The organism is Mycolicibacter sinensis, from assembly GCF_001667945.1.
Classification (GTDB): domain Bacteria; phylum Actinomycetota; class Actinomycetes; order Mycobacteriales; family Mycobacteriaceae; genus Mycobacterium; species Mycobacterium sinense_B.
The window spans coordinates 37,765-57,559 of record NZ_LZJK01000091.1 but is presented as its reverse complement, the minus strand read 5'-3'; the positions used below and the strand labels follow the sequence as shown (position 1 = coordinate 57,559).

Annotated in this window: 20 protein-coding genes and 1 tRNA gene; 14 read left to right on the top strand and 7 right to left on the bottom strand. The window is 66.7% G+C overall.

Annotated features, from left to right (window positions below; genetic code table 11):
- Together A5694_RS12870 and A5694_RS12865 are read right to left on the bottom strand one after the other, a co-directional pair.
- The gene (locus tag A5694_RS12870; RefSeq protein WP_064922217.1) at positions 1–999 is read right to left on the bottom strand and encodes a TIGR03617 family F420-dependent LLM class oxidoreductase; all 999 of its coding nucleotides are present in this window, start codon (positions 997–999) and stop codon (positions 1–3) included.
- 4 nt (positions 1,000–1,003) lie between these two features.
- Positions 1,004–1,990 (bottom strand): alpha/beta fold hydrolase, encoded by a 987-nt coding sequence (locus tag A5694_RS12865; RefSeq protein WP_064922216.1) that lies wholly within the window; start codon positions 1,988–1,990, stop codon positions 1,004–1,006.
- A gap of 105 nt (positions 1,991–2,095) precedes the next feature.
- On the opposite strand from A5694_RS12865, the gene A5694_RS12860 reads away from it, so the two are divergent.
- On the top strand, positions 2,096–3,070 hold the full coding sequence (locus A5694_RS12860) for an NADPH:quinone oxidoreductase family protein (RefSeq protein WP_064922215.1): 975 nt from the start codon (positions 2,096–2,098) through the stop codon (positions 3,068–3,070).
- A 98-nt stretch (positions 3,071–3,168) separates the two neighbouring features.
- The gene (locus A5694_RS12855) at positions 3,169–3,990 is read left to right on the top strand and encodes a nuclear transport factor 2 family protein (RefSeq protein ID WP_064922214.1); all 822 of its coding nucleotides are present in this window, start codon (positions 3,169–3,171) and stop codon (positions 3,988–3,990) included.
- An 11-nt stretch (positions 3,991–4,001) separates the two neighbouring features.
- Here A5694_RS12855 and A5694_RS12850 read toward each other — a convergent pair whose 3' ends face one another.
- From A5694_RS12850 to A5694_RS12840, 3 genes are all read right to left on the bottom strand, one after another.
- Positions 4,002–4,757 (bottom strand): DUF1295 domain-containing protein, encoded by a 756-nt coding sequence (locus A5694_RS12850; protein WP_064922285.1) that lies wholly within the window; start codon positions 4,755–4,757, stop codon positions 4,002–4,004.
- A gap of 84 nt (positions 4,758–4,841) precedes the next feature.
- Positions 4,842–5,345 carry an STM3941 family protein gene (locus tag A5694_RS12845; RefSeq protein ID WP_064922213.1) on the bottom strand — a complete coding sequence of 168 codons (504 nt, stop codon included), beginning with the start codon at positions 5,343–5,345 and terminating at the stop codon, positions 4,842–4,844.
- A gap of 33 nt (positions 5,346–5,378) precedes the next feature.
- The gene (locus A5694_RS12840; protein ID WP_064922212.1) at positions 5,379–5,762 is read right to left on the bottom strand and encodes a MerR family transcriptional regulator; all 384 of its coding nucleotides are present in this window, start codon (positions 5,760–5,762) and stop codon (positions 5,379–5,381) included.
- A 77-nt stretch (positions 5,763–5,839) separates the two neighbouring features.
- Here A5694_RS12840 and A5694_RS12835 point away from each other — a divergent pair, with 77 nt between their 5' ends.
- The 3 genes from A5694_RS12835 to A5694_RS12825 all read left to right on the top strand — a co-directional run bounded on the left by A5694_RS12835 (position 5,840) and on the right by A5694_RS12825 (position 8,675).
- Entirely contained in the window at positions 5,840–6,775 is a 936-nt protein-coding gene (locus A5694_RS12835) for an alpha/beta hydrolase (RefSeq protein ID WP_064922211.1), read from the top strand.
- 119 nt (positions 6,776–6,894) lie between these two features.
- Entirely contained in the window at positions 6,895–8,259 is a 1,365-nt protein-coding gene (locus A5694_RS12830) for a TIGR00366 family protein (protein WP_234787921.1), read from the top strand.
- Positions 8,260–8,471: 212 nt separating this feature from the next.
- Positions 8,472–8,675, top strand: a complete 204-nt coding sequence (locus tag A5694_RS12825; protein WP_064922209.1) for a cold-shock protein — start codon at positions 8,472–8,474, stop codon at positions 8,673–8,675.
- Positions 8,676–8,909: 234 nt separating this feature from the next.
- On the opposite strand, the gene A5694_RS12820 is transcribed toward A5694_RS12825, so the two are convergent.
- Entirely contained in the window at positions 8,910–10,187 is a 1,278-nt protein-coding gene (locus A5694_RS12820) for an APC family permease (protein ID WP_064922284.1), read from the bottom strand.
- 99 nt (positions 10,188–10,286) lie between these two features.
- Positions 10,287–10,360: transfer RNA gene (locus tag A5694_RS12815), tRNA-Met, on the bottom strand.
- Between the two features lie 414 nt (positions 10,361–10,774).
- Between A5694_RS12815 and A5694_RS12810 the strand changes: the two genes are divergently transcribed.
- Genes A5694_RS12810 through A5694_RS12770 form a run of 9 tightly spaced genes read left to right on the top strand, consistent with a single transcriptional unit; the run spans position 10,775 to position 19,788 of the window.
- Positions 10,775–11,008, top strand: coding sequence for a hypothetical protein (locus A5694_RS12810; RefSeq protein WP_419179741.1), 234 nt, complete (start codon positions 10,775–10,777; stop codon positions 11,006–11,008).
- A complete protein-coding gene (locus tag A5694_RS12805; RefSeq protein WP_082952647.1) occupies positions 11,008–11,895 on the top strand; it encodes an MlaE family ABC transporter permease in 888 nt (295 codons plus the stop codon). Before A5694_RS12810 ends, A5694_RS12805 begins: the two co-directional genes overlap by 1 nt.
- On the top strand, positions 11,895–12,758 hold the full coding sequence (locus tag A5694_RS12800; RefSeq protein WP_064922208.1) for an ABC transporter permease: 864 nt from the start codon (positions 11,895–11,897) through the stop codon (positions 12,756–12,758). Before A5694_RS12805 ends, A5694_RS12800 begins: the two co-directional genes overlap by 1 nt.
- A gap of 3 nt (positions 12,759–12,761) precedes the next feature.
- On the top strand, positions 12,762–14,198 hold the full coding sequence (locus tag A5694_RS12795; protein WP_064922207.1) for an MlaD family protein: 1,437 nt from the start codon (positions 12,762–12,764) through the stop codon (positions 14,196–14,198).
- Positions 14,195–15,244, top strand: coding sequence for an MlaD family protein (locus A5694_RS12790; protein WP_064922206.1), 1,050 nt, complete (start codon positions 14,195–14,197; stop codon positions 15,242–15,244). The genes A5694_RS12795 and A5694_RS12790 overlap by 4 nt, the downstream gene beginning before the upstream one ends.
- A complete protein-coding gene (locus tag A5694_RS12785; protein WP_064922281.1) occupies positions 15,241–16,275 on the top strand; it encodes an MCE family protein in 1,035 nt (344 codons plus the stop codon). The genes A5694_RS12790 and A5694_RS12785 overlap by 4 nt, the downstream gene beginning before the upstream one ends.
- Positions 16,272–17,408: an MCE family protein gene (locus A5694_RS12780; RefSeq protein ID WP_064922205.1), complete on the top strand. Its 1,137-nt coding sequence runs from the start codon at positions 16,272–16,274 to the stop codon at positions 17,406–17,408. The genes A5694_RS12785 and A5694_RS12780 overlap by 4 nt, the downstream gene beginning before the upstream one ends.
- On the top strand, positions 17,405–18,520 hold the full coding sequence (locus tag A5694_RS12775; protein ID WP_064922204.1) for an MlaD family protein: 1,116 nt from the start codon (positions 17,405–17,407) through the stop codon (positions 18,518–18,520). Before A5694_RS12780 ends, A5694_RS12775 begins: the two co-directional genes overlap by 4 nt.
- Positions 18,517–19,788, top strand: coding sequence for an MlaD family protein (locus A5694_RS12770; RefSeq protein WP_064922203.1), 1,272 nt, complete (start codon positions 18,517–18,519; stop codon positions 19,786–19,788). Before A5694_RS12775 ends, A5694_RS12770 begins: the two co-directional genes overlap by 4 nt.
- Positions 19,789–19,795: the final 7 nt, after the last annotated feature.

Below are 19,795 nucleotides of genomic sequence, written 5' to 3'. Positions count from 1 at the left end.
CTAACCCAATTCGCTGACGATCGCCCCGACGACCGCCGGGGCGATCGGCGCGGCCTGGTAAACGCAGACCGTGTCGGCTATTCCGTCGACCCGGTCGCGGATGCGCGCGGCCACCTGCGCCGGAGTACCGCACGCGGCGATGGTGTGCAGGATCTCGTCGGTGATCCGGGCGCCCATCTGCGCCCATTGGCCCTGCTTGGACAGCGCGTTGAGCTCGGGCTGCAGGTCCTGCCAGCCGTGCGCGGCCAGCACCGGCGCATACGCCGGAGTCGACGCATAGAAACCAAGCAACATCCGGGCGGCGGCTTCGGCGGCCTCCCGCTCGGCATCCGTGGCGCCGGTGGCCACGATGATCTCCGGCACGACGCGGAAATCCTCGGCGCGACGTCCGGCTTGAGCAAGCCCCGCACGCACCGCGGACATGGTGCTCTCATGCAGGAATCGCTTGGTGGAGAACGGCATCACCAGCAGCCCGTCGGCGTGCTCGGCCGCCGCGCGGGTCAGCCGGGGCCCCAATGCGCCGAGGTAGATCGGCGGGGCGCCGTGCGGGTTCGGTCCGGGGCTGAAGGTCGGCGTCATCAGGGTGTGCTGGTAGTAGTCGCCGCGAAAGTCCAGCCGTGCACCGGTGTTCCAGGCCTCGAAGATGGCCCGCAGTGCCGCGATCAGTTCGACCATCCGGTGCACCGGGTGGTCGAAGGCGGCGCCGAATCGCTTCTCGATCTGGGTGCGGATCTGGGTGCCCAACCCCAGGACGAACCGTCCGCCGCTGAGCAGCTGATGGTCGTTAGCCTGGTGTGCCAGATGAATCGGGTTGCGCGGGAACGCGATCGCGACGTTGGTCATCAGATCCAGCCCGCCGACGCCGGCCGCCAGCGTCAGCGGCGCAAACACGTCGTGCGGGCCCTCGAAGGTGAACACTCCGTGCACGCCGGAGTCGCGCAGTTCGCGCGCCTGGTCGGCGACACCGGTCAACCCGCTCAGCGCGGTGAGGACTTTCACGGCGCTACGAGATGATTTCGCGAGCGGCCGTCAGGCCGTCGGCGGATCCGGTGGCCAGTTCCACGAGGTCGCGCAGCTCCCGGTTCACCGCGCCGGGGTGCTCAAGGATCGAGCAGTGTCCTCCACTCATTTCGACGAACCTCACGAGATTGGGTGCGGCCTTGGCGATCCGGCGCGAGGCGACGATCGGCAGCAGCCGGTCGCGGGTGCTGCCGATGACCAGGGTCGGTACCGTCAAGCCGTCGAGGCTGATGTGCGACGGGCCGAGCGAATCGACAAGCACGCGCACCCAGTGACCGCGACTGGCCGGCGGGGTCTTGGCGAACAGATCGCAGATCAACGGTGCCACCGAGGAATCGGCCTCACCGCCGACCGCGAGCATGTGCACGAACCGTCGTACCGCCACGTTCGCCGGCCCGACGATCGGAACCGTGCCGAACGTCAGCAGAATCCGGCGCGCCGCCTGCACCCGCGCCTGGTGCAGCGGCGGCGGCACCTGGAACAGGTCGACGTGCGCAAGCAGGTCACCGGTGGTGGTGTTGATCAGCGCAACCGCGTCAGCCCGCTGCTCGACCCGGTGCCGGTACCGATCCGACCAGGCGCTGATCGCGATGCCGCCCATCGAGTGTCCGGCGATCACGGCGCGCTCCCCCGGTTCCAGGGTGGCTTCGAGCACCGAGTCGAGGTCGGAAGCCAGGTGGGTCAGACTGTACCCGCCGCGCGGGGGCACCTCGCTGCGCCCGTGACCGCGGTGGTCGTAGGCGATCACCCGGTAGTCGCGGGTCAGGTCGGCGATCTGATGGCCCCAGACCCGGATGGCGCAGGTGATGCCGTGTGCCAGCACGATCGGGTAACCGTCGGGCGGGCCGAAGACCTCGGCGTGCAGGCGGGTTCCATCTGCTGCCCGGACCGCCACGGTGCGGCCGGGCGGCAACGCCGCCGGAAACCTGTCGGCGCGACTGCCCCGCCGACCGGGCCGTTGAGAACTCATTGCCACCCCATCGGAGATGCGGCAACGCTGCCGCACCGCGAGTGTACGCGCCGTGGTTTAGGTTTTCGGTAGGCCACTGCGCTCCAGCTGACGAAGGAGGCGCCCATGCGCGCGGTACAGATATCCCAGCTCGACGGACCGGCAGCCGCCCGTCTGGTCGACCTCGACGAGCCCGCCGGCGACGGGGCGGTCGTCGTCGACGTCCACGCCGCCGGAGTGGCGTTTCCCGATGTGCTGCAGTCCCGTGGGCTCTACCAGCACAAACCCGAACTGCCGTTCGTACCGGGCGGGGAGGCGGCCGGCGTGGTGCGCAGCGCCCCGCCCGGCGCGCATGTCCGCGCCGGTGACCGGGTGGCCGCACTGACCATGCTCAACGGCGCGATGGCGCAGGTGATCGCGCTGCCGGCCGCCCAGGTGTTCAAGCTGCCCGACACCGTGTCGTTCGAGGCCGGGGCGGGCCTGCTGTTCAACGACCTGACCGTGCTGTTCGCGCTGACCACCCGCGGCGGGTTGACGCAGGGCCAGACGGTGCTGGTGCACGGCGCGGCCGGCGGCATCGGTACCTCGACGCTGCGGCTGGCCGGTCCACTGGGAGCGTCGCGGGTGATCGCCGTGGTGTCCACCCCCGCCAAAGCCGAGGTGGCCCGGGCCGCCGGTGCCACCGACACGGTGCTGGCCGACGGCTTCCGTGACGCGGTCGCCGAACTGACCGGCGGCAAAGGGGTGGACCTGGTACTCGACCCGGTCGGCGGTGACCGGGTCACCGACTCGCTGCGGTCGCTGGCGCCCGGCGGCAAGCTGCTGGTGGTGGGGTTCACCGGCGGTGAGATTCCGACGGTGAAGGTGAACCGGCTGCTGCTCAACAACATCGACGTGGTCGGCGTCGGCTGGGGCGCCTGGGTGATGTCGCATCCGGGCGAGCTGGAACGGCAGTGGTCGGTGTTGGAGCAGCTGCTGGCCTCCGGAACCGTGACCGCGCCGCAACCACAGGTGTTCGCCCTGGAGCAGGCCGCAGATGCGTTGGCGGCGCTGGAAAGCCGCACCGCGGCCGGCAAGGTGGTGCTGCGGATGCGCGATTAGGGCGTCATCACCGCTGATGTCGCGTTCGCGGCCTTATGTCGTGGTGACCGTTCGCGGGCCGCCCGGCCAGTACCGTTTTCGAACTGAGAGGAATCCCGATGCCAGACCGACGTCGCCCGCACAGTGCCGGTGCACTGCTCGAAGCCGTCGAGCAATCGCCGAAAGCTGTCGCAGCGCACGATAAGTCGGCTTGGGTCGCCCTCTTCGCCGCAGACGGTCAGGTCAACGATCCGGTGGGCTCGACTCCCCATATCGGCACGGGCGCTATCGAGCGTTTCTTCGATACCTTCATCGCGCCCAACACCATCAAGTTCGACGTCGAACATGATGTGGTGTCAGGCATGTCGGTGCTGCGCGACCTCACGGTCTACACCACGATGTCGACGGGCGTCACCATGCAGATCCCGATGCATCTGCGTTATGACCTCGTTTCAGCCGGGCCGGAAGGCGCGCCGGAGATCCAGAAGTTGTTTGCGTACTGGGAACTGCCGACGATGATCTGGCAGCTGCTCAGCTCTGGTGGCCGTGGCCTTTTGGCGTCGTTGATTCTGGGCCCACAACTGGTTCGGCACCAGGGGTTGTCCGGCGCCGTCGGCTTCTTGCGCGGCCTTGCCGGAGTGCGGAAGCGGGGAAAGCGTTGCGTGACCGACCTTGTCGCGGCCTTGGCGCAGGCGGACGCGGCCGCCGTTTCGCCGCTGCTGACTCCGGGTGCCGCCTTGAGCCTGGACGGTGTTTCGGAGACCTCGGTTGCCGAGTTCGTCTCCGCAGCACGGCATCTACAGGTGGACAAGCTCCTTGCCGCGGGGCACACCATATCTGCGACTGTGCATCTGAACGGCAAACGCGGCGTGGGATTGTTTGAATTCTCTCACGAGGCCGCTTACCCCGGCATGATGTCCGCTGTCCGCCTCTATATCTGAGCCACACCCAGCTACAGCACGCCCGGAATGATCGCCTTGCGGTTAGGCGGGTAGTCGGGGAACTGCTGCAGATACCACTTGTGGGTGGCCATCGCCCGCGGTCCCAGATTGGCGATGGAGAAGAGCAGGAAGATCAGCCCCGGAACGGTCCAGGCCATGATCGCCCAGCCCGCCCACAGTATGAGCTCACCGAAGTAGTTGCCCGAAGACACCCAGCGATACACCCCGCCGTAGGGGATGCTGTACTCGCTGCTGCCATCGGCGCGCAGGCCGATCAGGATGCGGTCGGCCTGGAAGTTAATCCCCCAGCCGATCACTGCCACGGCGAGGCCCAGGATAAAGCGGGGGTCGGCAAACCAACGGTCCTGCTGCAAGTGCGGGGCCAGTGCCACCGCGTAGCCGTTGGCGAACCCGTTGACGGCGTTGAAGGTGAAGCCAAAGGCGATACCGGAGACCGGGAACCGTTTGTCATCGCCTTTGCGGCTCAGCGGATAGATCAACCCCCGGTAGAGGTAGTGGCACTGCCACAGTGCGTACAACACGATCGCCGGCGCCCCGTGCTGATGCGCGACGAGCCAGAATGTCACGGTAAAAGCCCACCACTGCGGGCATTCGAACATCAGCCAGCTGATTTTTCCGGGCAGCGTGAAGCGCTGGTCCGGGCTGGCGAAGCGGCCGTATGGGTTGGTGAACCAAAAGCTGCTGGCGAAGGTCACGGCCGTCAGGACGATCAGGAAGACGATAGCGGCGTGGTAGAGACCGGCCATGGCGGAACCTTTCATCCAGGACGAAAAGCAGTAGTAGCACATCGGGCCACCTTGAGGTCGGCAAGGTCAGGGCACGGATGCTGACTAAACCGCGGGGTCTTCCCGTTTGCCCGGTGCGAAGTAGTCGAACGCGGCGCGCATCTCGCTGAGCTTTCCGTCGGTGCCCTGCAGCGACAGCGTGACGTGGCCAAAGAATTTGCCCCCCAGCCGCTTCCGGTCGGCGAACGCGGACGCGTCGTCGAGGAACAAGTGGGCCAGCTGCACCCGGCCCGCGTCCACGGTCGCGATCCGCTCGATGGCGCTCCACGGGATCACCCGTCTACCGTTGCGACGCCCGTAGACCCCTTCGGCGTCGATGCGGACCTCGACGCCGGACTGAAAGAGCCGCGGCACGAGCACCGCCAGGCTGAGCCCGAAGAAGACGATTCCGATCCAGCCCCATCCGTGCGTAGCGCCTACTGACCAACGCCGAGGGGGGTCTACCGGCCCGAATCCGCCCACCATCCACACCCCGCCCAGAACGAATGCCAGAGCGATGGCGACCAGCAAGGCGATCCGCCGCCGGTCCAGATGGGCTTCGAATGGCATGAGCGTGTCCTCCAGTACGTCGACGCTATGACACTAGACGTCGGTATCGCTGATGCGCGCCTTGAACTCCGGGCACTCGACCAGTGGAGTATGGGTGCAGGTCACAGCGTGGGTGAGGCTGTCGCGCATTCGGGTAAGCCGGGCGATCTCCTCGTCGAGCTGGCGGGCTTTCTCGGCCATGCGTGACCGCAACTCGGTATCGCTGGGCGTGGCGCGCAGGAACCGCTCGATCTGGGCCAGCGTGAACCCGGCGGCCTTGGCGCAGCTGATCAGTGCGAGCCGATCGAGCACGTCTGGTTCGTAGGTGCGGCGAAGGCCGTTGCGTTCACCGGAGCTGATCAACCCGCGCCGCTCGTAGAACCGCAGCGCCGATGACGTCAGGCCGGATCGGGTGGCCACCTCGGCGATGTCCAGCATGGCCTTCTCCTTGACTTGAAGTGCGGTTCAAGTCAGAGACTAACGGTGAACCGCCCACAAGGAAAGGAATCCCAGTCATGCCGCTACATCCCCAGGTCCAGGCTCACCTCGAGCGACTGGCCGGCACCAACTTCGCCGATCTGCACGCTTTCGCCCCCGAACAGGTCCGTCAGGGCATGCGCCTGATGGCACACCGCGTGGGCGCCTGTGAAACCGTCGCCAGCGTGCGAGATCGCACCATTTCCACGAAAGTCGGCGAACTACCGGTCCGGATCTATCACCCGCAGCCGAACCAGCTGCGCCCGGTGATCGTGTTCTTCCACGGCGGTGGTTTCGTGCTCGGTGACCTCGACACCCACGATGGGCTGGCCCGGGCGCTGGCGAACCGCTGCGGCCGTGTCGTCGTCTCCGTCGACTATCCGCTGGCGCCGGAACACAAGTACCCGGCCGCGATCAACGCCGCCTTCGCTGCAACGACGTGGGTGGCCGAGCACGCCGCCGAGTTCGGCGGCAACGGCGCCGACCTCGCCGTCGCCGGTGACAGCGCCGGCGGCAACCTGGCCGCCGTCGTCGCGCTGATGGCCCGCGATGCCGGCGGGCCGGCGATCGCACACCAGGTACTGATCTACCCCGACGTGGATTTTCGGCGGTCGAACGTCTCGATCCGGGAGTTCGCCGGCAGGTACGGCAACATCAGCCGGGCGACCCAACAGTGGTTCATGGACCACTACCTGACCAGCGAGGACCAGAAGCTCGATCCCCACGTCTCGCCGCTACTGGCGCCCAGCCTCGAACATCTCCCGACGACTTTCATCGTCACCGCGGAGTTCGACGCCCTGCGTGATGAGGGCGAGCAATACGGGGCGCGCCTGCGGGCGGCGGGCGTTCGCACCATCGTCAATCGCTACGACGGCATGATCCACGAATTCATCCGCTGGCCGTTCGACGCCGCCGACCGGGCGCTCGACGACATCGCCGCCGCGCTCGCAAAGGCACAGGTGTCTTCGCCCTGACGCCTTGAAACGATGACAGGATGAGCTCCTGCTCGACGAGCCGCTCGCACGGGCGGTTCCAGGGAAGGGGCAACGCCATGACGACGAGCTCGGCGCACCGGGTCCAACGTCGAAGCGTCATGCAGTCACTCACCGGGCTCAGTGTTCGCTATGTCGAGCGTCTGATGCCCGACCCGTATCTGTTCGCGGTGATCCTCACGCTCATCGTCGCCGGCCTGGTCGCTGTGCTGGTACGCGGAGCATCGGCCCACGGCCTGGTGACCGCCTGGTACAGCGGGGTGTGGGGACCGCAGAACATCTTCACGTTCGCCTTCCAGATGGTGCTGATCCTGGTGACGGGCTACACGCTGGCCGAAGCGCCGGTGCTCAAGCGAGCCATTGTCCGAGTCGCGGGTATGCCGCGCAACCAGGCGCAGGGGGCGCTGCTGTGCTTTTCCGTCAGTGCCGTTCTGTCCCTGGTGAACTGGGGCCTAGGGCTGGTGGCCGGCGCGCTGGTGGCCCGGCAGGTGGCACGGCGTTTCCCCGACTCGCATTTCGGCTACCTGATCGCCGCGGCGTTCATGGGCTTCATCGTCTGGACGCAGGGGCTCTCGTCATCGATCGCACTGGCCAACACCGACGCCGGCAGCCCGATCAACGTGATCCACAAGATCGCCGGATTCACCGTGCCGTTGAGCCACACCATCTTCCAGCCCTACAGCTGGCTGTCGGTGATCGTCGTGCTAGCGGTGCTCGCGGTTGCGGTGTGGCGGATGGAGCCTTCGCTTACCCTCGCGCCGGATGCCGCGGTGTTCGAGGACGACGATCCGCTCGTCGAGCCCCAGCGCAGCACGACGTTCGCCGAACGGCTGGAGAACCAGTGGGTGCTCAACGTGTTGGTGTTCGTCGCCGGCATGGCGTATTTCGTGATGAGTGGTTTCGCGCTGAACATCTCCTCGATGATCATGCTGTTCACCATCACCGGTGCGCTGCTGCACCGCACGCCGATCCGCTTCATCCGGGCGTTCACCGGTGCCGCGAAGGTGTCCGGTCCCCTGCTGCTGCAGTACCCGCTCTACGGCGGCCTGGTGGGGCTGCTGGCCTATCAAGGCGCCGAGGACTCCCAGCCGTTGCAGACGTTGTTGGCCCAGACGCTGGTCAACGGCGCGACGCAGTACACGCTGCCGTTCCTGACGTTCATCGGCTCGGTGCTCATCAGCCTGTTCGTGCCGTCCGGCGGTGGGCACTGGGCGGTACAGGGCCCGATCGCGGTCGACTCGGCGCTGGCGATCGGCCAGCACTCGCCCGCCTATCTCGGGTTGATCTCCATGGCCGTCGCCGTCGGTGAGGGCGTGGCGAACATGATCCAGCCGTTCTGGCTACTGCCGCTGCTGGCGATCGCCAAGCTCAATGTCCGCCAGGTGATGGGCTTTACGGTCGTCGCGTTCGTCATCGGGCTGGCGGTGATGGGGGCGATGACGTTGATTGCGCCGTGGGTGATTTGAGCGCAGTCGCCATTCCTTGATATCTGCCCTTGCTTGTCGGATCCTCGATCCGTCGCGGATGTGTGGGCTGGGGTGACGCCTATCATCACAGCCTGACTCCATCGTTCTCTGCTCGCTGCACAGCAGTGGACCGCGACCAGGCAATCCACCGTGCTACCGTCAATGACGCGCATCTTGCTTGATGCGCTTGGAAAAATGAGAGAAGTTAAGTAATGGCACAGGGCACTGTGAAATGGTTCAATGGCGAAAAGGGCTTCGGCTTCATCGCCCCCGATGGCGGAGCGCCTGACGTCTTCGTTCACTACTCCGAGATCAGTGGCGGCGGATTCCGCACGCTCGAAGAGAACGCTCGGGTTCAGTTCGAGGTAGAACAGGGCTCGAAAGGTCCACAGGCTGTGGGCGTTTCGGTAATCTGATCGAACACACAGACTTCAAAAGGCTGTCGCAGCGCACGCTGCGACAGCCTTTTTTGTGACCCGTGTGCCGGCCTTGCCGACCGGGTCGCCGATGTGGGCCTGTTGGTGGTCGGAGCCATCAGCGATAGCGGCTGCTCACCGCCGCGGGGTCGGTAAGACCGACGGGTTGGACGCGGTGCGTATCGCGCGCTCGGTACTGGGATTCGAGACATCATGGTTGCGGTTTCCCGCTCGCTATCGGTCCCTGCCGCCAACCGCGCCGAGCTGCCGTGCACCGTAGGCGGCGATTCCGACGGTGAACACGGCGATTCCAGCAAGGATTGCAGAGAGCGGCAACGCGAATGCCACGACCACGCACCCGGCCAGCCCGACGATCGGGATCAGCCGCGGTGGACGGCCTTCCCCGGCCGACAGTGTCCAGGCCGAGGCGTTCGCCACCGCGTAGTAGACCAGGACAGCGAACGAGGAGAACCCGATCGCGCCCCGGATATCGGTAGTGGCAGCCACGGTGGCGACCACGGCCCCCACGGCCAGCTCGGCCCGATGGGGCACCCCGAACCGGGGATGCACCGCTGCCAGCACCGGCGGCAGATACCGGTCGCGGGCCATGGCCAGCGTCGTGCGTGACACCCCCAAGATCAGCGCCAGCAGCGATCCCATGGCCGCCGCTACTGCCCCCACCCGTACCACCGGGGCCAGCCACTGCACACCGGCGTCGGTGACGACCTGGGCCAACGGCGCGGACGACTCGGCAAGCCCTTGTGGGCCAAGAACATTCAACGCCGCGACCGCTACCAGTGCATAAACCACCAGTATGATCCCCAGGGCGATCGGGATCGCCCGGGGAATGGTGCGGGCTGGGTCACGTACTTCTTCGCCCAAGGTGGCGATGCGCGCATAGCCGGCGAACGCAAAGAACAGCAGTCCCGCCGCTTGGAGCACTCCGCCGGCCGACACCCAGGAGACGCTGGGGGCCTCGAGCGGGGCCCGGGGGGCGCCGAGCGCGGCCACGGTCACCGCAGCCAGCACCGCCAGCACCACAGCCACGATCACCCGGGTCAGCCATGCCGACTTCTCCACACCCACCACGTTCACGGCAGTCAACGCCACCACCGCGGACACCGCGACCGCGTGCGGATGCGCCGGCCACGCATAGAACCCGACCGTCAACGCCATCGCCGCACACGACGCGGTCTTGCCGACCACGAACCCCCAACCGGCCAGGTAACCCCAGAAGGGGCCCAGGCGCTCGCGCCCGTACACATACGTGCCGCCAGAAGTCGGATACACCGCGGCAAAGCGTGCCGAAGACGTGGCATTGCAGTATGCGATCACCGCGGCGATCGCCAACCCCGCCAACAGGGCACCGCCCGCTGCCCGCGCCGCCGGGGCCAAGGCCACGAAGATCCCCGCCCCGAGCATCGACCCCAGGCCGATCATCACGGCGTCGAACACACCCAACTGGCGCCGCAGCGGCACGGGCGCAGCCGGTTTGGCCGCGGGCACCGACATCTCCGGCTCATCCGGCATTAGTGAATGGTCCCAAACGTGCTGCGCATCGGGAAGACGACAACGGCCCCCGGAGCGTTCTCCGGGGGCCGTTGCCACTAGTAGCGGGGACAGGATTCGAACCTGCGACCTCTGGGTTATGAGCCCAGCGAGCTACCGAGCTGCTCCACCCCGCGTCGGTGTCTACGAGGCTACCGAACGGAGGCCCGAGGCGCCAAATCGTCCGCGTCACCACCCCGACCGCCCCGCAACGCAGGCGTAATCGAGATTAACAATTCCGGGCGGGCGGTCGACAGCCCGCGCCCCGCCGACACCGCCCCGCCGGCTGACGTCAACGCCGTCCACTGGCATCGCACACGGCGGCCAGAGACGCTCAGATGACGGATAACTTCCCGTGTCATTCGCGGCTATTTCCGGTGCATTACGGGCGTTAACCACTCGTTCTGCGCCTGCACGACAGCAGATCGCAGTTAACTTTTCTCTTGCAGCGCTACGTCCGCTGTGTCATGCTGCATCCGCAGCGTCTGCTGCGCCCTGCGTCACACTCCCCTCGGTGGGGCGCAGGGCCAAAGCAGTGGGAGAAACGACGGATGCCCGGAATTGTAGATAACATCGGCCGACTGCTCAGCTATCGGATGAGCGTCGGAGAACTCATCGGCCTGGGCCTGATCGTGGGCACGCCCTACCTGATCATCGGCCTGATCTGGTCGTTGACGCACACCGCTCACCTGCACGAGATGCAAGGGGTGGACCTGGTGGTGTCCTTCCTAGGATCGATCGTGTCGTGGCCGGTGCTGCTGTTCGCAGACGTCTGCATGCAGTGATGGCCGCACCGAATTCCGCCCGTCGCCTGATCGAACTCGCCGACCAACAATTGGCCGGCCGGCCCGGCCTGCAGGCGGTGGTCGATTGGCTCCTGCACTACCTGAAAAGCCACCCGATCCAGTCGCTGGGCACCGGCGGAAGCCAAGTGGTGCTGGGTGTTCGAGCGATCCAGTACCTGTTCGTCGACCTGTTCTCCGGGCGCTTCCTCGTCGGGGAGTTCATCGACCAGACGGCATTCGTGGCCGGCGCCGCCTTCCTGCCAACCGTTTTCGTCACCATCCCGGTCGGGGTGACGCTGTCGATCCAGTTCAGCGTGCTGGCCGGACAGGTCGGTGCCTCCTCCCTGGCCGGCGCGGCCACCGGGCTGGTCATCATCCGCCAGGCCGCCCCTCTGGTCGCCGCGATGCTGCTGGCGGTGGCGGTCGGCTCGGCGGTCTGCGCCGACCTGGGATCACGGACCATGCGCGAAGAAATCCAGGCCATGGAGGTAATGGGCGTCTCGCCGGTGCGGCGGCTGGTGGTCCCCCGCCTGGCGGCGCTGATGACGATCGGCGTATTGCTTACCGGCATCACGTTTTTCGTCGGGTATGTAGCCGGCTACATCTTCAACGTGTTCCTGCAGAACGGGACCGCCGGCTCGTTCATCGCGACCTTCTCGTCCTTCTCCGACGTCGGCGACATGTGGCTGGCGTTCGCCAAGGCGATCGTCTTCGGGATGATCGTCGCGATCGTGAGCTGCCAGAAGGGCCTCGACAGCCACGGCGGGCCGGCCGGGGTGGCCAACTCGGTCAACGCCGCGGTCGTCGAATCCATCCTGCTGCTGATGTTCGTCAACGTCTTGATGAGCCAGCTCTACGTCATTCTGTTCCCGAGGCAGGCGCTGTAATGACGGCCATTCCCAGTGCTTTTCGGCTCCCCGGTCTCCGTGCGGTCGCCGGCCTCTTCGGCGGGGGCTTTTTGGCCGTGGCCCGCGCCGGACACCTGGTGCACTTCTTCGGGCGCACGCTCGTTTCGGTACCGGTCATGATCCGGCATTACCGGCGCGAGATGCTGCGGCTGCTATCCGACATCGCCTGGGGCAACGGCTCGGTGGTCGTCGGCGGCGGCACCATCGCCGTGGCACTGGCGCTGGGTGCGATCGCCGGCGCCCTGGTCGCCGTCGAGGGCTACAACGTGTTGGACCTGCTGGGCCTGGGGCCCGCCACCGGGCTGATCTCCTCGTTCGCCACCACCCGTGAACTCGCCCCGATCATGGTGGGAATGGCGTTCATCGCCCAGGCCGGCTGCCGCTTCACCGCCCAACTCGGCGCGATGCGCATCAACGAGGAGATCGACTCGCTCGAAGCGATGGCGATCAACCCCATCCCATTCCTGGTCACCACCCGGGCGGTCGCCTCGGTCATCGCCGTCGTCCCGCTGTTCCTGGTGGCGCTGGGCATCGCCTACCTGTCCTGCCAGTTCTCGGTCATCTTGATCTCCGGCCAATCCAACGGGTCCTACCTGCACTACTTCTCGCTGTTCGTCAACGGCCGCGATGTGCTGTACGCGACGTTGAAGGCCACCGTGTTCGTCTTCGTGTCGTCGACCATCCAGAGCTACTACGGGTTCATCGCCTCGGGCGGTCCGGCCGGCGTCGGCGTCGCCGCCGGACGCGCGATGCGCACCAGTGTCACCGCGGTGGTCGTGGTGAACATGTTCATGACCATGGCGCTGTGGGGCGTCGAGTCCGGCGCCAGGTTCGGGGGCTAGACGATGCCGAACTCGTTCGACACCGATCCGCGCGGACCCTCCAACCTCCGGGTGTTCGTGCTGGGCGTCGTGTTCATCGTCGTCGCCGTCGCCACCGCGACGCTGATGGTCGCCAAATCCCAGGGCAAGCTTGACAACCTGGTCCGGATCGACATCGAGCTCACCAACATCGGCGACGGCCTGCCGCCGCGCTCGGATGTGAAATACCATGAACTGCTGGTCGGTTCGGTCGCCGACATCACCCCGTCCACCCACGGGCTGCCCAACACGGTCCACGTGGTGCTCAAACCCGAACATGCGGCCAAGATCCCCAACACCGTCACCGCCCGGGTGGTGCCGGCCAACCTGTTCGCGGTCTCGGCGGTCCAGTTGGTCGACAACGGTGCCGCCGGTGACCATTTGCGCTCGGGCGCGGTGGTCTTCGAAGACCGGTCACTGCCCACCGTGCTGTTCCAGAACGTGCTGAACAAGCTCCGCCAGTTGATCAACCCGCTGGGCCGCAAACCCGACGACACCACCGTCGGCGTGATCGCCGCCCTGGGCACCGCCACCCACGGACGCGGCCGGGAACTGACCGACACCGGCCACAACCTCAACGAGATTCTGGCGCAACTGAACTCCGTCGTCGCCGCCGACGACGCCGACCCGACCACCCTGTCGGCCCTGACCGCGGCGGCCCAAGGCCTGCAACGGGTCTCCCCCGAACTCTTCGGCGCGCTGGACCGATCGATTCGGCCGATGGCCACCATCGCCGAAAAGGGACCGCAACTGTCCAGCCTGCTCACCGGCGGAACCGACACCGCGACCACGCTGGCGAACGCCCTGGAGAATCAGGCCGAGCGGATGATCACCATCACCACCCAGCTCACCCCTGCCCTCGGGGTGATCGCCGATCACGCCGACGAATTCCACGGCGTGTCAACCAAGTTACAGACCCTGGCCGACCGGGTCTACGACGTCATCTGGGACCCGAACGAGAAGCTTCTCCAGGTCAAGGCAGCGCTAGCGCTCACGCCGAGCCGCACCTATGTCCGCGCCGACTGCCCGCGTTACGGCGAGCTGGCCGGACTGAGCTGCGCCACCGCACCAGAGGTGCCCACCGCACCCGACCTGTTTCCGGCGCTGGAATCTCAGGGTGTCTCCCCCACCCCGGGCATGACCGAGAATCGCCCGAATCTCACCCCGCCCCGGCACTCGATGCCTGGTGACCCGCAGGGCCCACCGATCCCCGCACCGCCGAAACCCCCGCCGGCCGGCACCCCCGCCGTCGAACCGCAGGGCGCGGTCATCGGCGGCAATGTCGGACCGGTCGGCAGCCCGCCGGAAAAACAGCAGATCAGCGGAATCACCGGCAGCGCCGATACCCCCACGATGTTGCTGCTGGCGCCGTTGCTGCGCGGCAGCACGGTGCACCTGACCGTGAAGGAAGGCGGCCGATGAGCAGTCGTCGCAAATCGGTGATCGGCATGGCCATTTTCACCACCTTCGCCTTGACCGTCACCTGGATGGTCTACAACACCTTGCGCCGCGACATCGCCGGCCCTACCTACAGCTACTCGGCGATCTTCAGTGACGCCTCCGGGATGGCCCCGGGCGACGACGTCCGCGTCGCCGGCGTGCGGGTGGGCCGCGTCGACCGGGTGACGCTGGCCGGCACCGCCGCCAAAGTGCAGTTCCGCGTGCAACGCAGCCAAAAGCTCTACCAGAACACGATCGCCTCGGTGACTTATCAGAGCATCATCGGGCAGCGCTATCTCGGCCTGGCCCAGGGCCCCGGCGACAACCCGGCCATCTTGCCCAACCACGGCCAGATCCCGATCGAACGCACCAACCCGTCGCTGGACGTCTCCTACATGCTCAACGGATTCGAGCCGTTGTTCTCCGAGCTGGACCCCGAACAGGTCGACAACATCAGCACTGCGACAGTCCTGGCGCTGCAGGGCAATCACGCATCGATTCTGATGCTGATCACTCAGGCCTCCCAGCTGGCCGAGACCTTTGCCGGACCCGACGAAGTGCTCAGCGCGCTGATCACCAACCTCGACCGGTTGATGACCGACCTGGCCAACCAGAGCGCCAACATGGAGAACATGATCCGCCAGTCGCGTGACACCATGGTCACGCTGGCCAACCAGCGGCAACCGCTGGTCGACTCGGTGGGCTCGATCAATGCCACCATGGCGCGGCTGTCGACGATCGTCGACAACATCGCCCCGGACCTCGAAGAATTCATCGGGCGCCAGCCCGGCCTGCTCAACTACGGCATCAACGACGGCCGCGAGCGATTCGCCTACATGGCGGCGAACCTGCCCTACGTTCTCCAGGGTCTGGCCCGGGTCACCCAGAGCGGCACCTACAGCGACGTCTACGCCTGCGAGCTGGACTTCGGCTTGTGGCGCGGCCTGTTTCACTGGTTCCGGGCGTTCGTCGGGGCGGCCACCGCCAGCGAAGGCCTCGCCCACCAGCACTCGGCGGCGTGCCGATGAGCCGGATCCCCGCCGCCCTCAAACGGCCCCTTGAGTCCTTCAGCACACCGTGGCTGGGCGTGAGCGCGATCGTCATCATCGCCGCCGTGCTGATGGCTACCGTCGTCTACTCCGGCCTGGGCGTCGGAAAGACCCGCTACCACGCCGAATTCGCACAGGCCGCCCAGATCCGCTCCGGCGCCATGGTTACCATCGCCGGCGTCAAGGTCGGCGCGGTCGAACGCGTGAAGCTCGCCGGCGAGCACGTGGTGGTCGGATTCAACGTCGAGCGCGGCATCGCTCTGGGCGCCGACACCCGCGCCGCGATCAAGTTGACCACCATCCTGGGTTCGCGCTACCTCGAGCTCTCGCCGGCCGGCCCCGGACAGCTCGAGAACCGCACGATCACCTTGGCGCGCACCGAGGTTCCCTACGATCTGCAGCGGACCTTGGCCGGGGCGACCCGCACCTTGGGGCCGGTGGACGCCAACCGGTTCGTCGAATCGCTGACCCTGCTCAACGCCAACCTCGGCGGGGTCGCCGAACAGCTGCCCCAGGCGCTGACCAACCTGCAGGCGATGGCCGATATCATCGCCGAACGCCGCGAGCAACTGGGCACACTGCTGACCAACACCGAAACCCTCACCACCATGCTGCGCGATCAGCGGGCCAACCTCGGCGCCCTGGTGCTGCAGGGCCGCGATGTGCTGCGGGAGATCGCCACCCGCCGCGCCGCCGTGCAACAACTGTTCGCCAGCGCCACGCTGCTGGTCGACCGGGCCGACGGGATCCTCCACGACGAGGCGGCCGTCAACCAGATGATCGCCGACTTCCACGAATTCATGAAGATGACCGCCGATCACGACGCCTTGCTGCGCAGCTTCCTGCAATCCACCCCGGTGGCGTTACGCAACTTCGCCAACGCCACCGGCAGCGGCAACGCGGCCGACGTCTTCTTGCCGGCCGGGATCTTCGTGGACTCCTGGATGTGCGCGCTGAGCGGACGCGCCCGCCAATTCAACCTGGTCGAGTACTTCAAGGACTGCGAATGAGCCGCGCCCTCAAGCTCTACCTGCTCGCCGGTGCGGCCGCTCTGGTCCTGGCCGTCACCGGCGCCGCGGTCGCACCGCAACTGATCCCCGACCTACCGCGGATCGCGGTGCACAAGATCCGGGTGACCGCCCAATTCCAGGACGCCGTAGGCCTTTACACCGGCAACGGGGTATCGGTGCTGGGCATGGACGTCGGCAAGGTCACCAGCATCAACCCCAAGGGTGGCTATGTCGAGGTGAAGCTGGCGATCGACGCCGACGTTGACATCCCCGCCGACGTCGAAGCGGTGACCGTGTCCAACTCCGTGCTCACCGACCGCCACGTCGAGCTCACCCCGGCCTATCGGGGTGGACCCAAGCTCAAAAACGGCGACGTGCTGAGCCTGGACCGCACCCGCACACCGGTGGAGTTCGAGCGAACCCTGGCGATGATGGACAAGCTGGGCAGCGCGTTGCGCGGCGACGACCACAACCAGGGCCCGCTGGGCGAATTCGTGGCGCTGGGATCACAGATCACGGTCGGGAACGGACCCGACCTCAAGGCGACACTGGGCCGGCTCTCCGAAGCCCTGCAGGTGGGGTCGGACAAGGGCGCGCACAGCAAGAAGACCATCCAGACGATCATCACAGGCGTGGCCGAACTCAGCGAAGCCGCGTCCCGGAACGATGCCGCCCTACGCGAATTCGGTTCCTACATTCACCAGCTCAGCGACATCCTCGCCGCGGAGAACCTCGGCACCGGCAACACCGGGGCCAAGATCAACCGGCTGCTCGCCGAGACCTCGCGGCTGCTGGAAGGCAACCAGGACCGGCTGCGCGACGCGTTCTCCGGTGTTCGCACCGTGGCCACGACACTCACCGACAACGAACGCGACCTGCGCGAAATCCTCGACGTGGCACCGCTGTTCATCGACAATTTCTACAACGTCATCGATGAGAACGCGGGCAGTCTGCGAGCACACCTGCTGCTCGGAAAAACCTTGTTCAACAGCCAGTTCGGCAAGGAGATCTGCAACCTGATGGGTCTACGCCAGCTCGCATGCGCGACCGGAACGCTGCGGGACTACGGACCGGACTTCGGGCTGGGCAGCATGCTCGATCTGATGCAGGACGGGATCGGTGAGCGGCCATGAGGCAGCCGACCAGATGGGTGCGCGGGGCTCGAGCGGCGCTGGCGGTCACGACCGCACTGCTGACGGTCGGATGCGGCCTGGATTTGGAGAGCGTGGCCCTGCCCGCACCCGGCGGCGGTGGCCCCTACTACACCATCACCGCGGTGTTCTCCGACGCCCTGAACCTGCCGGAGAAGGCCAAGGTGCGGTTGTACGGGGCGCAGATCGGTGAGGTCGAATCGATTCGGGCCCAAGACTTCAACGCCTACATCACCATGCGGATCAAATCCGATGTGCCGCTGTATGCGGGCAGCACCGCCGAACTGCGCTCGGCTACCCCGCTCGGCGACATCTTCGTGCAGATCTGGCCCGATAGCAACCGGCCCGACGACGCGCCGCTGCTGAGCAACGGCTCGGTGCTGCCGCTGGAATCGACCGCCAACGCTCCGACCATCGAGGAACTGATCGCCTCGATGGCGATGCTGGTCAACGGCGGCACGGTGCGCCACCTGGTGTCCATGCTCAACGGCGCCGGCAAGGCGGTCGGCGGGCGCGGCGAAAAGCTGGGTCTGCTGCTGGATCAGACCGCGACGCTGCTCTCCCGGATGAGCGCCCGCTCGCAGCAACTGGACCTGACCCTGCGCACGTCGTCGGAGCTGGCCGCGACCATGTCGGCGCGTCAGACCACCCTCGATGACTCGCTGACCCACCTGGCGCCGGCCCTCAACGTCATCTCCGACAACACCTCCGACCTGATCGAGCTGGTCGATACCGGGGCGCGGATCACCCGTCAGCTGTCCCGGTTCCCGTCCCTGCAAGGCACCGACACCCGCAGCGTGAGTGCCGATCTCAACAAGCTGGCGCGGGTATTCAACGAGATCGCCATCGACCCCGAACTTTCGCTGATGCCGTTCAACCGGTTCCTGGGCATCTTGATGAAGACCTTGAACGGCCCCGCCGCCCACGTCAAAGGAGAGATCGACAAGATCACGCTGGTTCCCTGGCCCGACAAGAACTACCCGGGTGATCCGGAATTCCACTGGACCGACGGCACCGACTGGCATCTGATGATCGGTGACCTGCGCTACGAGTGGAACATGCTGCTGTCCCGGATCTACGGACCGCAGCGATGAGACCTTTCCTCGACCTCCTCGACCTGTTCGCCCGGCTCGGCGTCTGGCTGGTCCAGGTCGGCTACCGGCGACGTATCCTGTTGTCCGGCCTCGGGTTAGCGCTGACCACGGTGGTGGCGGCGGCCTACGTGACGATCTTCGGCGTCGGGATCAATCCGGCGCAGAAGACGATCGCGGTGCGGGTGCTGCTGCCGCAATCCGGCGGCCTGCTGGTCAACCAGGACGTCACCCTGCGCGGCATCCCGATCGGGCGGGTCACCGACGTGCACCTGACCGCGGCGGGAGCCGAGGCCGTCGTCGCGGTGCGCGCCGACCGGCCCATCCCGCGCGACACCCGGGTGCGGGTGTCCGGGCTGTCGGTCGCCGGTGAGCAATACCTCGACTTCCGCCCCGAGCACGACCGCGGCCCCTACCTGACCGACGGATCGCTGATCGGTCAGGAGCAGACCACCGTGCCGGTATCGCTGCCCCAGATCATCGATGACAGCCGCGGCGCCCTGGGGCAGGTCGACGCCGAGCAGCTGACCGCGGTCTTCAACGAGCTTCGGGTCAGCCCCGACGGCGGCAAGAAACTGTCTGCGCTGTTGGACGGCATCGTGCTGTTGGCTTCGACGCTCGATGGCGTACTGCCCGAGACCGTCAGCATGCTGCGCAACACCCGGATCTCGTTCACCACCCTCGCCGATGTCACCCCCGGCTTGAGCGCAACCAGCACTGGCCTGCAACAGGTCCTGGGCGGCGTCAACACCATGGACGGCGGCTTCCGCACCCTGGTCGATCTCGGCGGCACCGAACTCGGCCAGGTCGACAGTTTCATCGGTGACAACCGGGAGAACGTCTACGCCCTGTTGGGCAACCTGACCACCCTGTCGCAGATCTTCTATCTGCGGGTGCCCGCCCTGCAAAACCTGTGGCGCCCCGATCACGGCTCCCTGGTGGATCGGCTGGCCGGCACCGTGCACGACGGCGGCATCTGGGTGATCGCCGACATCTACCCGCGGCACCGCTGCGACTACAACCTGCCCCGAAAGCCGCCGTCGGCGGTGAACTTCCCCGCGCCCTACCGCTACACCTACTGCCCCGACGACGACCCGTCGCTGCTGGTTCGCGGCGCCCGCAACGCGCCACGTCCCCTGGGTGACGACACCGCCGGGCCGCCGGCGGGCCACGACCCACTGGCCACCCTGGAGCCGCCACCGGTCTACCCGCCCTACACCTTGCCCACTCCCGATGGCGGCCCGCAGCTGCCCGCCTGGGTTCCGAATTGATGAGAAA